Genomic DNA, 14,693 nt, shown 5'->3' with positions numbered 1-14,693 from the left:
CTTGGCTAAACTGGCGCCGATGAATCCGCACCGCAAAGCCCGGCTGGTCTACCGCGCCACCACCCTGTTCGCCCGCCTGCCCTGGCCGTTGCTGCGGGGGTTCGCGCGCGCCCTGGCGTGGGCCTGGATCGCCCTCAACGCCCGCGAGAGCCGCGTCACCCGGCGCAATCTGGAGCTGGCCTACCCCGAGCTGGACGCTGCCGCGCGCGACCGCCTGCACCGCGATCTGCTGCGCTCCACCGCGCTGCAGGCCATCGAAACCCTTAGGCTGTGGAGCCAGACGCCGGCCGACAACCTTCGGCTGCACCTGAAGCAGCGCCACGGCGAGGCCCTGTACGACGCGGCGCTGGCCAGCGGCAAGGGCGTGATCGTGGCCGCCCCGCACTTCGGCAACTGGGAGCTGTTGAACCAGTGGCTGGCTTCGCGCGGGCAGATCGCCATCGTCTACAAGCCGCCGGAGGACGAGGCCAGCGACGCCTTCCTGCAGCTGGTGCGCGGTGGCCAGAACGTGCAACAGGTGCGCGCCGAAGGCCCGGCCGTGCGCCAGCTGTTCAAGGTCCTCAAGGACGGCGGTGCCACCGGCATCCTGCCCGACCAGCAGCCCAAGGCCGGCGACGGCGTATTCGTGCCGTTCTTCGGCGTGCAGGCGCTGACCATGACCCTGGTCAACCGGCTGGCCGAGCGCACCGGCGCCACCGTCCTGTACGGCTGGTGTGAACGCATCGGGCCCGACATGGAATTCGCCCTGCACATCGAGCCGACCGACCCGGCCGTGGCCGACCCGGACCCGCAGGTGGCGGCCACCGCGCTCAATGCAGGCATCGAGCGCATTGCCCGCCGCGACCCGGCCCAGTACCAGTGGACCTACAAGCGCTATACGCTGCGGCCACCGGGCAGCGGCGAGGAAGACCCGTACGCGACCGAGGAACATCCGCACTGACGGCCGCCTGCGACCGCTGGCCGCAACACGTTGAATACGACGCTGGTGCCCCCATAGAGACTGCGATGTCCGCCTCCCCCGGTCCTGCCATGCCTGCTTCTTCCCTGTTCGGCGATCCCGCCGCGATCCGCTGCGAACGCGCGGTGGCCGAACTGCGCGCCGGTCGCCCGGTGCTGCTCCACGACGGCCGGGGCCAGCGCCTGGCGGTGATCGCACTGGACAGTGCCACCGCCAGCAGCTTTGCGGCCTTCGCCGCTGCCGCACGCGAACGCCATTACCTGTTCCTGACCGCCACACGCGCCCGCGTGCTCGGCGTGGAAGCCGCGCAGGGCGCACGCCTGCCGCTGGCCGGGGTCGCCTTCGATGCCCTGCCCTCGCTGGGCTACCTGCGCGAGCCGGGCCCGATGCCGGAGTGTTGGAGCGCCGGTGACGACTTCGATGCCGGTGCGGTGGAGCTGGCCCGCCTCGGCCTGCTGCTGCCGGCGATGGTGGCGGTGCGCCTGGAGGCAGGCGACACCACCTTCGACGGTGCCGCCGAGGTGGCCCTGTGCGACCTCGCCGAGGGCGCGGCACACGCCGCCCACGACTACGAGCTGGTCGCGCGTTCGCCGGTGCCGCTGCGCGATGTCGGCATGACCACCTTCGCGGTGTTCCGCGGTGGCGTGGCCCAGCGCGACCAGGTCGCGATCATCGTCGGCGAGCCGGACCTGTCGGCGGTGGTGCCGGTACGCGTGCACTCTTCGTGCCTGACCGGCGACCTGTTCGGTTCCCTCAAGTGCGACTGCGGCGACCAGCTGCGGCGCGGCCTGCGCAAGCTGAAGGAACTCGGCGGCGGCGTGCTGCTGTACCTGGACCAGGAAGGCCGCGGCACCGGTATCGCGGCCAAGATGCGCGCCTACGGCTACCAGCACGACGGCCTGGACACCATCGACGCCGATGCACAGCTGGGCTTCGGTGCCGACGAACGCCGCTATGGCAGCGCAGTGGCGATGCTGCGCGGTCTGGGCATCAGCCGCGTGGCCCTGCTCAGCAACAACCCGACCAAGGCACAGCGCCTGCGCAATGCCGGCATCGAGGTGCTGGACTGCATTCCGGTCACCGGCGAGATCACCGCCGAGAACGAGCACTACCTGCGCACCAAGGCCGACCGCGCCGGCCACATGCTGGACGTGGATGCGCTGATCCAGGCTGCCCAGTAACGCGGCCGACCTGCTACCGTCTGCGCCATGCGGCGACCGCCGCCTGCCCTGATGCCTGACGGAGCCCGCGTGACCGACGCCTCGATTCCTGCACCGCCCGCCACCGAGTGGCAGGCCCTGCCGCAACGCGCCGCGCGCCTGGCCGCACTGGAAGGCGCCTTCGGTGGCCTGTTCGTGCCGGGCCTGCCGCTGGCGGCGGCCGCGTGGTTCTTCGATCTGCCCGGTGGCCTATGGACCGCTGCGGCCGGGCTGCTGCTGGGTATCGCCTTCGGTGCATGGCTGGGCCATCGGCGCTTGACCCGCACCCGCTGGCGGCTGGATGCGCAGGGCCTGGGCCTGCGCCGCGACCTGATGTGGCAGCTGGAAACGCGCATTCCCGTTTCGCGCGTGCAGCACCTGGACCTGCGTCGCGGCCCGCTGGAACGCCGCGCAGGCCTGGCCACGCTGATCGTGCACACCGCCGGTACGCGCATGAGCGCGGTCACCGTGAGCGGCCTGGACGACGCGGACGCCGAGCGACTGCGCGACACGCTGTCGCACCAGCTGGACCAGGACGCCGACGCCCTGTGAGCCTGCCTCCGCCCCTGCCCGCGTCACCGCCTGCCGGTGGCGAGGACCATCGCCTGCACCCATGGTCGTGGCTGTTCGTGCTGCTGATGCAGCTGCGCCACTACCTGCTGCCACTGGTCGCGCTGCTGGTGTTCGGCCAGCGCGGTGATCGTGATCCGCTGTGGGCGCAGCTCCTCCCGCTGTCGGCGATCGTCGTTCTGGTGGTGGTCTCGGTGCTGCAGTACCTGAGCTACCGCTACCGCATCGGCAGCGATGCGATCACCGTGCGCAGCGGCCTGCTGGCACGCAACCGCCGCGAGATTCCGTTCGCCCGCATCCACAACGTGGAAGTACGGCAGAACCCGCTGCACCGCCTGTTCGGCGTGGCCGAACTGCGCCTGGAGTCGGCCGGCGGCACGCGCCCGGAAGCCGAGATGCGCGTACTGAAACTGGAGCAGGCGCTGGCGCTGGAACGGCTGGTGCGGCAGCGCGGCCAGGCCCCGCAGGCGGCCGCCACGGTCGCCGCGGCCGACGTCGTGGACAGTAGTGACGAACGGGTGCTGCTGCGCCTGTCGGGTTGGGACGTGATGCGCATGGGCCTGCTGTCCAACCGCGGCTGGGCGCTGGCGATCGCCGCATTCGGCGTGTTGTTCCAGACCGTGCCGCGGCCGGTGATGGATGACGCCCTCCAGCGCGGTGGCCGCGAAATCTTCGGCTATGCCAGCAATCTGCACCCGGGCGTGACTGGCGGCGCCCTGCTGCTGGCCGCGGCGCTGTTGCTGGGCTGGCTGGCGCTGCGCGCACTGTCGGTGGTGTTGACCCTGCTGCGCTATCACGGCTTCACCCTGAGCGAACAGGAGCGCCGCCTGACGGTGTCGGCCGGCCTGCTCAGCCGGACCCGCAGCAGCGTGGCGCGCCGCCGCATCCAGGCCTGGACGCTGCGCGAAGGCACCCTGCAGCGCTGGTTCGGCCTGCGCCAGCTACGCATCGACAGCGCCGCCGGTGGTCCATCGCGCGATGAGGATCGTGCCCTGCGCGAACTCGCCCCGCTGGCAACCCGGGAGCACTGCGAACAGCTGGTGCAGCACCTGCTCCCACAGCTGCACTGGCCCCCGGCGCAGTGGCAGGCCGTTCCGCAGCGCGGCTGGTGGCGGCTGTGCCTGGGCGTACTGCTGCTGGTGCCAGTGCTGGCTGCAGCCGCGTATTGGCGATGGGGGACGTGGGGCTTGATCGTGCTGGCATGGCTGCCGGTGGCGTTGTGGGTCGCATACCAGCAGATGGCGCGCATGGGCTGGTATCTGGATGCGCACTATGTGGCGGTGCGTGGCGGCTGGTGGAAGCGCTGGTGGCGCTGGGCCGAACTGGACAAGGTGCAGGGGCTGCGCCTGCAGCGCTCGCCGCTGGACAAGCTGCTGGGCACCAGCAGCCTGCAGCTGGATACCGCAGGTGCACATGGCGATGTGGCGCTGGCGCTGAACTATCTGCCGCAGGCCCAGGCACAACAGATGATGGAGCAGCTGGCGGTGGCATTGGCGCGGCGCAAGCTGCGCTGGTGACGGCGGGCCGGGTCCGGCCGTGCCTCCACGATGGCGTGGCTCCACATCACACCCTTCACCGCTGCGACGGCCCCCAGTAGCCCAGGTCCTTGCGGATCTGCAGGTCGCGTACCCAGCTGCCGAACGGCTTGCGGCGCAGCGCGCCCATCTCGCCAGACAGGAAATCCTCGGTGGCGGTGATCACCCGCTCGCTGGACAGGCCATCGCGGTACGGGTGGATGGCATCGGCGTAACGCACGATCTCCGCCTGCAGCGCGGCATCCGGGTGCAGCGCGCGCTGCAGCATCGCCGGCAGCTGCGCCGGGTCGTCAAAGTCGATCATGTGCGGCTTCGGCACACGGTTGCGGAAGGTCACCACCGGCTTGTGCTGGACGATGAACTCCGAAACGATCGACGAGGTGTCCGACACCAGCACATCGGCCGCGCGCTGTGCCGCCATCACCTGCTCCGGCTCGATGAAGCGTGCGTTGGCGCCCGCCAGCGCGCGGTACCGCTCGAACAGCTCCGGCGCGCACTTCGGGTGCAGGGTGAGCAGCCAGTAGCGGTCGCCGGCGGCGATGTCGGCGGCGATCTGCGCGTGCAGGTGCGGGGCCGCGCTGAGCCGCTCAGTGAAGGTCGAGCCGAACAGGATCACCGGGCGATCACCTGCCGGCGCGCGCAGCGCGGCACTCTCGCCGCCATCGTCGCGGAACAGCGGGTCCAGCTTCGGCCAACCGGTCTCGGCCACTGCGAAATGGCCCTGCTGCCCGGCAATCTCGCGGAACGGCGCGGTGGTGGCCGGCCCCTGTGTGCAGTACAGGTCGAACATGCCGCGCACCCGGAAGTGGCCACGCGCACTGTCACGCTTCTCAACGTTGAAGCCGTGGAACAGTTGCACCTTGGCCCCGGACAGGAAGGTCGGCACCCAGTTGGCAGCGCTGAACACTGCCCGCGGGCGCATCGCCAGGGCCTGTTTCAGCCCGAAGTTGGGCACCCCGGGCAGGCTGCTGCCGGCCGCGCCGTCCTCGAACCAGGCCGCCACCTCCTGCCCGGAGGCGTGCAAGGCCTGCGCCAACGGGGCGAGAATAGGCAGCGCATAACGCTCCGTCGCAAACAACAGGTAACCGGCCATCATGTCCTCCACGACCGCTCCCATCGAACGGCCTCGCATCTCGGCCTGCATTATCGCGTTCAACGAGGCCGGCCGCATCGGCGACTGCCTGGCCTCGCTGGCCTTCTGCGACGAGATCATCGTGGTCGACTCGTTCTCCAACGATGCCACCGTGGCCATCGCCGAGGCCGGCGGTGCGCGGGTGCTGCAGCGCCCGTTCGACGGCTTCCGCAGCCAGAAGGCGTTCTGCGTCGAGCAGGCCGGCCACGACTGGGTGCTGTGCCTGGACGCCGACGAGCGCATCAGCCCGGAGCTGCGCGCGGCCATTGAGCAGGCCCGCGACGGCGGCTTCAGTGGCCATGCCGGCTACCGCTTCGCCCGGCTGTCGGAATACTTCGGCAAGTTCCTGCGCCACGGCAACGCCTATCCGGACCGGGTGATGCGCCTGTTCGACCGCCGCCAGGGCGGCTGGCGTGGCAAGCGCGAGATCCACGAGGCGGCCAGCGTCGATGGCCGCGTCGGCACCCTGCACGGTGACCTGATCCACTATCCGTACCGTTCGCTGCAGCAGCAGCTGGCCAAGACCGAGAAGTACGCGCGGATGATGGCCGAGCATGAGTTCGCACGCGGCAAGCGCGCCACCCTGGCCAAGCTGGTACTGGCGCCGGCCTGGCGGTTCTGGCGCGGGCTGCTGTTCCGCGGTGGTTTCCGCGATGGCTGGCATGGGCTGGTCTATGCCTATGTGCGTGCCAATTACGTGCGGCAGAAGACCATCATGCTGTGGATGCTGGGCAACGGCCAGGCGGTCGCCGACCCGGCGCCACCGGCGGAACGCTCCTGAGCCTGCTGTGTCACACTGCCCGCGCGTTGCCTGAAGATGCCCCATGAAAATCCTGTACACCAACTTCCACTACGGCGACGGTGGCGGCCACACCACGTACATCGTTTCGCTGGCGCGTGCGCTGCACGGCCGGCACAGCCTGCATGTCGCCGCCCCCGCCGACAGCCGCCTGCTGCGCACGGTGGCCGCGGAGGGAATCGCCACCGCGCTGCCGATGGCCTTTGGCAGCGGCCTGCCGACCCTGCCGCAACAACTGGCCGAACAGCGCGCGCTGCGCCGGCTGGTGCGCGATGAAGGCATCGACCTGGTCCACGTCAACGGTGCCCGCGACCACCGCTTCGTGATGCAGGGCCTGTTCGGCATGCGCCGCCCGCCGATCGTGCTCACCAAGCACAACAGCAAGCCGACCAACACCCTGGGCAACGCCTTCCGCGCGCGCTGGGCCACCGACCGCGTGATCGCGGTATCGGCCCACACCGGGCGCCTGCTGGAACAGGGCCCGTACCGGCGCTGCCCGATCGATGTGGTGCGCAACGGCGTCGACCTGGCCCACTACGCACCGATGCCGGCCGACACCGGGCAGGCGCTGCGCCGGCAATGGACGCAGGACCCGCAGGCGCTGGTGCTGGTCAGCAATGCCGGCACCGACGGCTACAAGGGCTGGATCGACCTGGCCCAGGCCATCGCGCTGCTGCCCAATGCGGTCCGCCCACATGTGCACATGGCGGTGGCCGGCCACCTGCCCAGTGCACAGCAGCGCGAGCAGGTACAGGCGCTGGGAGAGGTGGCAGCACAGGTGCACTTCACCGGCCTGCTGACCGATACGCGACCGCTGATTGCCGCCGGTGACGTGGGCTTCGTGCTGTCCAACGACGTCGAGACGATTTCCTTCGCGTGCCGCGAAATGATGGCCAGCGGCAAACCGATGCTGGTCAGTGATTTTGCCGGCCTGCCGGAAAACATCGATCAGGGCGTCGACGGCTGGGTCGTGCCCACCCGGGATGTGCCAGCCATCGCAGCACAGGTGCAGGCCCTCTACGCGCAACGCCAGGCGCTGCCGGAACGGGGCGTGGCCGCACGCCGCCATGCACTGGCCGAGTTCGGCCTGCAGACGTTTGCCGATGCGACCCTGGCCAGTTACGAGGCCGCGCTGGCGGCGTCCTGATCCGCGCTGCGCGGCTCGGACAGGGCCAGCAGCAGGGCGACCCAGGCGGCATAGAATGCTGCGGTACGCATGTCCCGCAGCATCATCTCGGTGAAGCCGAACACCGCGAACGCCACGCAGATGCTCAGCCCAGCTGCCGCATGCAGCCGCGATCGCTCATCGCCGTCCCACAACCGCGGCAGGAGCACCAGCGCGGGCGCCAGGTACACCAGCACCAGGCCGAGCCCGCCCAGCACACCGTAGGTCGCCAGGAAGTACAGCAGGTCGTTGTGGGTCTCGCCGAAATCGCGCGCGACCATCGCCGAGACTTTGCCCTGTTCGGCCAGTCGCTCCAGTTCCACGCGGAAGCGATCGCCGCCGCCCACCCCGAACAACGGTTGCTCACGGATCATGTAGCCCGCTGCGGTCCACAACTGCAGGCGGATGCAGACCGAGGTGTCGGCCAGATGGTCGGCACTGCAGTCGCTGTATTCGCTCACGCCGGCGTCGATGCGATCGCGCAACGCGCCATCGTGGGTGGCGATGATGCCCACGCCGGCCGCCAGCACCAGGCCCAGCACGATCTTCACCCGGCCCAGCCGACGCCCCATCACCAGCAGGCCGATCAGCAGGAAACAGGGAATCGCCAGCAGGCCGCCGCGGGTCTGCGTCCACAGGAAGGCCACCAGGCCGAGCACGCCGGTCAGCAGCTTCAGGGTGGCCTCGATGCGGCGGAAACGGGTCACCGGCAGGCCCAGCGACAACAGGCTCAGCGCGCCGAACAGCAGGGTCAGGTCACCGTAGGTGACCGCGTTGAATTGCTGGGTGGCAGGCCGCACGCCGGTTTCCAGCGTCAGCCAGCCGATGATGACCGCTGCCGCCCACACCGCCGGCAAGGTACCCAGCAACGCACGCCCGAGCAGCCTGCGCGGCACCCGCAACGCCGCGAACAGGATCAGCAGCGTCGACAGCAGGCGCGCGGCCTTCTCCACTTCCGAGCCCTTCCAGATGCCGTGCACCGCCAGGCTGGTCAGCACGCCCACCAGCATCACCGCCATGCCGGCACCCATCCAGGCATAGCGCCTGGCCGAGCCGGGCAGCAACGGCGGCGTTGCCGAAGGCAGCAGCAGGAGGAGGATCGACAGCAGGATCGCCAGGTAGAAACCTGCGCTGCCCCCTTCCATGGTGATCATCAGCAGCGTCGGCAGCGCTCCCAGCACCAAGGCGTAGGCGCCGGCCAGCAGACCCGTCACGCGGGAGATAGGCAGGGAAAGCAGGGTCACGTGGTGCGGTCGGTAGTTCGGAAACGGAATACCGGCACGGCGCCGGGAACGGCCCTCATTCTAGGGCAGACCGTGCCGCGGATCTGTGCAGGCCGGTGATGTTGGTGGCTTGTTCGTTCAGTCCGTTTCGGGCGGGCCCTGCAGTCGATACTCACGCTGCAGCTCCGCCCGCGTGGGTGCGCACGTCCCGCGCACGGCTTCAGCGGGGACCAGCCACCAGCGGCGTCGATTGGAGATGCCGGCCATCCCGGCGCGCGAGCGGTCGATGCACCCCTGCATCGCATCCTCGTTCACCAGCAGCCAGCGCCGTCCGGGTGCCAAGCGCTGCCAGCGCACCGCCGCCTGCAGTTGCTCGTGCCAGCGGTTGTCGAAACCGAACGTCGCGGCCGGGCGGTCGGCCATCAGCAGGTTCTGCTCCTTCCAGGCCACCAGCCCCAGCTCCGCGTCGGGGCCGAGGCGCATGCCAACCTCGCGCATCAGGCCGCGCGCCGAGCTTGAATCATTCAGCAGCGGATAGCCGACCAGGCCATACAGCACCCACGCCACGGTCAGCGTCGAGACCAGCGCCAGGTGGCTGCGGCGCCAGCCGGTCACGATCAGGCTCAGCCCGCCCAACAGACCCATCGCCAGGATCGCCCAGGCCAGCGCATCGGTCGCACCGGGCAGCAGCCCGCGCCCGTGGGTCAGGCGTATCTCGAAGTCCGGATCGCCCAGCAGCGCCAGTACACCGACCAGCGCCAGGCCAGCCGCCAGCACGCCGCTGAGTGCGGCAAGCAGCCACTGCACATCGCGCCGCTTCAGCAACCCGGGCAGCAGCGGCGCCAGCGCCAGGCAGAACATCGGCAACGCCGGCAGCAGGTAGACATCGCGCTTGCCCTGCGGAATCGAGAAGAACAACAGGACCAGCAACCACCATGACAGCGGCAGCAGATAGCGCGGGTCGCGGCGGCGCAGACGCCGGCACCAGGCCGGAATCGCCCACGGCAGCGCCAGCAGCGGCGGAATCCACATCGCCGGCATGACGCCGAAGAAGTACCACCACGGCTGGTGGTGATCCCAGGACTGGGTGTAGCGGCGCGCCGTCTGCCGGAACAGGATGTCGTTCATGTAGGCGCGGTACTGGTCCGAGCCGGTCGCCCACCCTGTCAGCAGCATCGGCGCCAGCCACAGCGATACGGCCAGCAGGAACGCCAGCGGCGCCAGCCAGAAGCGGCCGTCGCGCACATGAAGGCGCACCCGCGGCCACTGCAGCGCCGAGGCCACGGCGGCGGGCACGATCATCAGCAGGGCCAGCATGCCCACGCCCTTGGTGATCACCCCGATGCCGGCGAAAAACCAGCCCAGCCACCACCAGCGCCAGGCCGGGCCCAGCAGCAGGTGCCGCAGCAGGCCATAGTTGGCCAGGGTGATGAACAGCACCAGCAGCGGATCGATCTGCGCCTTCTTGGCCTGGAAGGTGAACTGCAGTGCGAACAGCAGCGCCCAGCCAGCGTAGAGCCCGACCCGTCGCGTCCACAGGCGGCGGCCGAGGTCGACCACGCACCACAGCGTGCCCAGCGCCGCCAGCAGCGAAGGCAGCAGGAACGCCACGCGCCAGTGGCCGACCACGCCGTACAGCGTGGCCTGCCACCACATCAGCATCGGTGGCTTGTCCGAATACAGCTCGGTGCCACGATGCGGGAACAACCAGTAGCCGCTGTCGACCATCTGCCGGGCCACCAGCGCGAAGCGCGGCTCGTCGGACGGCCACGGATCGCGGAGACCGAGACCGGCCCCCAGCACCAGCAGGGCCATCACCACGAACAACCACGTCTGGCGCGACGCGTTGGTTTTCAGCATGGGCTCGAAACGGCAGCGGGGGTCAGGCTGCTTTTATCAGACGCGCGTAGAAGAAACCGTCAGCATCGTTGTCACCGGGCAGTCGCTGGCGTGCCACGCCTTCGCAATCCACGCCGAATGCGTCACCAAGGGGCTGTGCCACGGCGTCCGGATGCCATTTCAGGAACGCGCGCACCTGGTCGATGTTCTCGGCGCGCAGGATCGAGCAGGTGGCATACAAGAGCACGCCGCCCGGGCGCAGCATCGACCAGCAGGCCTCCAGCAGGCGCGCCTGCACGCCGACCAGCGCATCGATGTCCTCGGCGCGGCGGTGGAACATCACGTCGGGCTGGCGGCGGATCACGCCAGTGGCCGAACACGGCGCATCCAGCAGGATCGCATCGAACGGCACGCCGTCCCACCAGGCGCCCGGATCGCTGGCATCGGCGACCAGGGTCTGCGCGGTATCGCCCACGCCGGTACGGGCATAGGTATCGCGTGCACGGGCCAGGCGGCGCGCATCGATGTCCAGCGCAAGCAGGCGCAGGCTCGGGTCTCGCTCCAGCAGGTGCGCCGACTTGCCACCGGGCGCCGCGCAGGCATCCAGCACGCGCGAACCGGCGGCCGGCGCCAGCGCATCGGCGGCACACTGCGCCGACAGGTCCTGCACCGACAGCGCGCCCTCGGCGAAACCGGGCAGCTGGTTCACCGCAACGGGGCTGGCCAGCCGCAGCGCATCGGCACTGAGCGTGCTCGCCTCGGCCGCCTCGGCAGCGATGCCGGCCTCGGCCAGCACCGCCAGCGCCTTGTCGCGGCCGCCGTGCTGATGATTGGCGCGCAGCCACAGCGGTGCCGGCTGCAGGCTGGCGGCGAAAATCGCCTCGGCCTGGGCTGGCCAGTCGCGTTCGATCGCATCGGCCAACCATTCCGGGAACGCGTCGCGTGCCGGTTGTTCCGGGAAACCTTCCCGCTGCGCACGGCGCAGGATCGCGTTGACCAGCCCGGCCTGGCGTTCACGGCCCAGCGCGCGCGCCGCATCGACCGTGGCCGACAGCGCCGCATGCGCTGGCAGTTCCAGCACGTCCAGCTGCGCAAAACCGACCATCAGCAGGGTGCGCAGGTCAGCATCGCGCGCCGACAGAGGCTTCTGCATCCAGCCCTGCAATGCTGCGTCATAGGTGCTGCGACGACGCAGCACCGCAAAGCACAGCGCTTCCAGCAGCGCGCGGTCGCGGCTGTCGGCCAGCTTCGGCAGGGCCCAGGCCAGTTCGGCCTTCAGCGAGCGGCCGCGGGTGAACACTTGCGCCAGCACGCGCGCGGCCAGCATGCGCGTGGCCGCGCCCGGCGCCGCCTTGACGACGGACGAATCGTTCTGCTTCGACACCGCTTATGCCCCCACGTGCAGGTCGCGGCGGGCATTGAGGTAGTCGGCGGCGGTGATCGCCTTGCCACCTTCACGCTGCAGTACGCGCAGGCGCAACGCGCCCTGGCCGCAGGCGATGTCGATGCCATCGCGACCGGCCGCCAGCACCGTGCCCGGTGCCTGGCCATGTGCCAGATCCAGCGCCACCGCACCGTGGATGCGCACGCGCTCACCGGCCAGCGTCGCCTCGGCGATCGGCCACGGATTGAACGCACGCACGGTACGCGCCAACGCAGCCGCGTCCTGCGCCCAGTCCAGTTTCGCTTCGGCCTTGTCCAGCTTGTGCGCGTAGGTCACGCCCTGCTCCGGCTGCGGCCGTGCGATCGGCTTGATGCCGGCACGCAGCAGGCCGAGGCCATCGGACAGCACCTGTGCACCCAGTTCGGCCAGCTTGTCGTGCAGCTGGCCGCCGGTATCGGTGGCGGCGATCGGCAGTTCCTGGTGCAACAACACCGGGCCGGTATCCAGGCCGGCTTCCATCTGCATCAGGCACACCCCGGTCTTCGCGTCGCCTGCCTGGATCGCACGCTGGATCGGCGCGGCACCGCGCCAGCGCGGCAGCAGCGAGGCGTGTACGTTCCAGCAGCCGTGGGTCGGAATTGCCAGCACCGCCTTCGGCAGGATCAGCCCATAGGCCACCACCACCATCAGGTCCGGCTGCAGGTCGCGCAGCTGCTGCTGGGCGGCTTCGTTCTTCAGCGAGTCCGGCTGGTAGACCGGAATGCCGCGGGCCACGGCTTCGAGCTTGACCGGCGACGGCGCCAGGCCACGGCCACGGCCGGCCGGGCGATCGGGCTGGGTGTAGACCGCCACTACTTCATGAAGGCGCGCCGCCGCGCGCAGCGACGACACCGCGAATTCCGGCGTACCGGCAAAGACAATCCTCATGGCTACCCCACTTGCAGGATGGATTCGTGCAGGAAAGAAAACGGCGCCGTCGGCCGGCGCCGTGCAGCCCGCGCGCGCCGCGCAGGCACAGGCCACCCGAAGGGCGGCCCGGATTGGCGATCACGCCACGTGCTTGCGCTGCTTGGCCAGCTTCTTGCGCACCATTTCGCGCTTGAGCGGCGACAGGTAGTCGATGAACAGCTTGCCGTCCAGATGGTCCATCTCGTGCTGGATGCAGGTCGCCAGCACTTCGCCGGCTTCGAGCTGCTGTTCCTGGCCGTTGCGGTCCAGGTACTTCACGGTGATGGTGTCTGCACGGGTGACGTCGGCGAAGATGCCCGGTACCGACAGGCAGCCTTCCTGGTACACCCGGCCCCCGTCCTTGGCGACGATCTCCGGGTTGATGAACACATGCGGTTCATTCTTCTGTTCGCTGACGTCGATGACCATGAAGCGCTTGTGCACGTCCACCTGGGTGGCGGCCAGGCCGATGCCCGGAGCGTCGTACATGGTCAGGAACATGTTGTCGATCAGCTCCTGGAAGGCCGGCGTGGTGACTTCGGCGGCTTCGATCAACGCGGCCTTGGTACGCAGGCGCGGATCGGGGAACTCAAGAATGGGGAGAAGGGCCATGGCTGTTTCCGGATAGGGGGCCGGCACGCCGGCATACGTCGCAGATTCTAGCTCCAACGCTTGCCTTGCGCCCCGGTTTCTGGACTATAGTGCGCGGACCTGTTGGGGAATCAGGGCTTCACACCTATGTTGCTTCGTTTTCGTACGGTCGTCGCCGCGGCGATGCTGACCGTGGCTGCCTATGCTACCGCCGTGGAAGTGAATGGCGGGCACCCGGACACCTATGTGGTCCGAAAAGGGGATACGTTGTGGGATATCGCCGCACGTTTCCTGCAGAAGCCGTGGCTCTGGCCGGAGATCTGGCAGGCCAATCCGCAGATCGCCAACCCGCACCTGATCTATCCCGGTGACGTGCTCAGCCTGGCCTACCTGGACCGGGTGACCGTGTCGTCGCAGCCCGGCCCGCGCCAGGAGGCCCCGATCAATGCCATTCCGCTGGCCCAGGTCGAGCCGTTCCTGAAGCAGCTGAGCGTAGTCGACAGCATCGAGCAGCTGCCCTACGTGGCCGGCCTGGAAGAAGAACGCCTGCGCGCCACCAGCGGCCACGCCGTCTATGTGCGCCTGGCCGACGCCCAGGTGGGCCAGCGCTGGGCAGTGGTGCGCCCGACCGTGCGCTATGCCCAGCCCAAGCCGACCGAGGACCTGACCGCCAACGGCGACGTCACACCGGGCAGCGGCAACCTGTGGCGCGCCTACAGCGCCCCCAACCACCGCCGCGGCGTGCTCGGCTACGAACTGGCCCAGGTCGCCACCGGCACCATTACCCATGTCGCCGGCGGCAAGGTCGAGGCGTCCACGTTGGTGCTGGACAAGAACGAAGGTGGCCGTGAGGTCCGTGCCGGTGACCGCCTGGTTCCGATCGAGGCCAGGCCCTACGACCTGCAGTTCGTGCCGCATGTGCCGGCGGCCAGCGTCGAAGGTGTCGACGTGCGCGTGCTGGCGGTGACCGACATGTTCACCGCTGGGGGCCCGCGCGACGTGATCGCGATTTCGGCCGGCCGCAGCCAGGGCGTGGACAACGGCACCGTGTTCTCGCTGTGGCGCCCGGGCCGCCACGTGGCGCACCGCATGAAGTACCCGACCTCGTCGCGCATGGACGATTCGCTCAGCACCGGCGCAGGCCGGGTCTCGCTGCCCGACGAATACGCCGCGCACGCGATGGTGTTCCGTACCTTCGACAACGTCAGCTACGCGCTGGTGATGCAGGGCGTGAAGCCGGTGCGCGTGGGCTACAACGCCCTGCATCCGGACGCGCGGTAGTCGACTGGCAGTCGACGCTACGGGTCGGCTTCCGGCAAACCCTGACGGTTACATGCGAAGGCGCCCTAG

The 14,693-nt window shown here is 69.5% G+C and carries 13 protein-coding genes; 7 read left to right on the top strand and 6 right to left on the bottom strand.

Annotated elements, in window-relative coordinates; all coding sequences use genetic code 11:
• Window positions 1–19: 19 nt before the first annotated feature.
• The 4 genes from QZ853_RS08140 to QZ853_RS08125 all read left to right on the top strand — a co-directional run bounded on the left by QZ853_RS08140 (window position 20) and on the right by QZ853_RS08125 (window position 4,244).
• The gene (locus tag QZ853_RS08140; protein WP_345777896.1) at window positions 20–940 is read left to right on the top strand and encodes a lauroyl acyltransferase; all 921 of its coding nucleotides are present in this window, start codon (window positions 20–22) and stop codon (window positions 938–940) included.
• A gap of 65 nt (window positions 941–1,005) precedes the next feature.
• Window positions 1,006–2,139 (top strand): GTP cyclohydrolase II RibA, encoded by a 1,134-nt coding sequence (gene ribA / locus QZ853_RS08135; RefSeq protein ID WP_295571897.1) that lies wholly within the window; start codon window positions 1,006–1,008, stop codon window positions 2,137–2,139.
• 51 nt (window positions 2,140–2,190) lie between these two features.
• Complete coding sequence (locus QZ853_RS08130; RefSeq protein WP_295571895.1) at window positions 2,191–2,709, top strand: PH domain-containing protein; 519 nt, start codon at window positions 2,191–2,193, stop codon at window positions 2,707–2,709.
• Window positions 2,706–4,244 carry a PH domain-containing protein gene (locus tag QZ853_RS08125; protein ID WP_295571894.1) on the top strand — a complete coding sequence of 513 codons (1,539 nt, stop codon included), beginning with the start codon at window positions 2,706–2,708 and terminating at the stop codon, window positions 4,242–4,244. Before QZ853_RS08130 ends, QZ853_RS08125 begins: the two co-directional genes overlap by 4 nt.
• A 55-nt stretch (window positions 4,245–4,299) precedes the next feature.
• Here the strand turns inward: QZ853_RS08125 and QZ853_RS08120 are convergent, their stop codons facing one another.
• Window positions 4,300–5,358 (bottom strand): CDP-glycerol glycerophosphotransferase family protein, encoded by a 1,059-nt coding sequence (locus tag QZ853_RS08120; RefSeq protein WP_295571963.1) that lies wholly within the window; start codon window positions 5,356–5,358, stop codon window positions 4,300–4,302.
• Here QZ853_RS08120 and QZ853_RS08115 point away from each other — a divergent pair.
• Together QZ853_RS08115 and QZ853_RS08110 are read left to right on the top strand one after the other, a co-directional pair.
• Window positions 5,357–6,175, top strand: coding sequence for a glycosyltransferase family 2 protein (locus tag QZ853_RS08115; protein WP_295571892.1), 819 nt, complete (start codon window positions 5,357–5,359; stop codon window positions 6,173–6,175). The genes QZ853_RS08120 and QZ853_RS08115 overlap by 2 nt on opposite strands.
• Window positions 6,176–6,218: 43 nt before the next feature.
• Window positions 6,219–7,340, top strand: coding sequence for a glycosyltransferase family 4 protein (locus QZ853_RS08110; RefSeq protein WP_295571890.1), 1,122 nt, complete (start codon window positions 6,219–6,221; stop codon window positions 7,338–7,340).
• Here the strand turns inward: QZ853_RS08110 and QZ853_RS08105 are convergent.
• From QZ853_RS08105 to def, 5 genes are all read right to left on the bottom strand, one after another.
• On the bottom strand, window positions 7,313–8,602 hold the full coding sequence (locus tag QZ853_RS08105; RefSeq protein WP_295571888.1) for an O-antigen ligase family protein: 1,290 nt from the start codon (window positions 8,600–8,602) through the stop codon (window positions 7,313–7,315). The genes QZ853_RS08110 and QZ853_RS08105 overlap by 28 nt on opposite strands.
• A gap of 117 nt (window positions 8,603–8,719) precedes the next feature.
• Entirely contained in the window at window positions 8,720–10,441 is a 1,722-nt protein-coding gene (locus QZ853_RS08100) for a glycosyltransferase family 39 protein (RefSeq protein ID WP_295571885.1), read from the bottom strand.
• 22 nt (window positions 10,442–10,463) lie between these two features.
• A complete protein-coding gene (rsmB, locus tag QZ853_RS08095; protein ID WP_295571883.1) occupies window positions 10,464–11,804 on the bottom strand; it encodes a 16S rRNA (cytosine(967)-C(5))-methyltransferase RsmB in 1,341 nt (446 codons plus the stop codon).
• A gap of 3 nt (window positions 11,805–11,807) precedes the next feature.
• Window positions 11,808–12,731 (bottom strand): methionyl-tRNA formyltransferase, encoded by a 924-nt coding sequence (gene fmt / locus QZ853_RS08090; protein ID WP_295571882.1) that lies wholly within the window; start codon window positions 12,729–12,731, stop codon window positions 11,808–11,810.
• Between the two features lie 120 nt (window positions 12,732–12,851).
• On the bottom strand, window positions 12,852–13,364 hold the full coding sequence (gene def / locus QZ853_RS08085; RefSeq protein WP_295571881.1) for a peptide deformylase: 513 nt from the start codon (window positions 13,362–13,364) through the stop codon (window positions 12,852–12,854).
• A gap of 126 nt (window positions 13,365–13,490) precedes the next feature.
• On the opposite strand from def, the gene QZ853_RS08080 reads away from it, so the two are divergent.
• Window positions 13,491–14,624, top strand: coding sequence for a LysM peptidoglycan-binding domain-containing protein (locus QZ853_RS08080; protein WP_295571879.1), 1,134 nt, complete (start codon window positions 13,491–13,493; stop codon window positions 14,622–14,624).
• The last annotated feature ends 69 nt before the right edge of the window (window positions 14,625–14,693 follow it).

This window comes from uncultured Stenotrophomonas sp., assembly GCF_913778665.1.
Taxonomy (GTDB): domain Bacteria; phylum Pseudomonadota; class Gammaproteobacteria; order Xanthomonadales; family Xanthomonadaceae; genus Stenotrophomonas.
The sequence above is the reverse complement of the archived record's forward strand: the minus strand, read 5'-3'. Positions and strand labels throughout refer to the sequence as shown.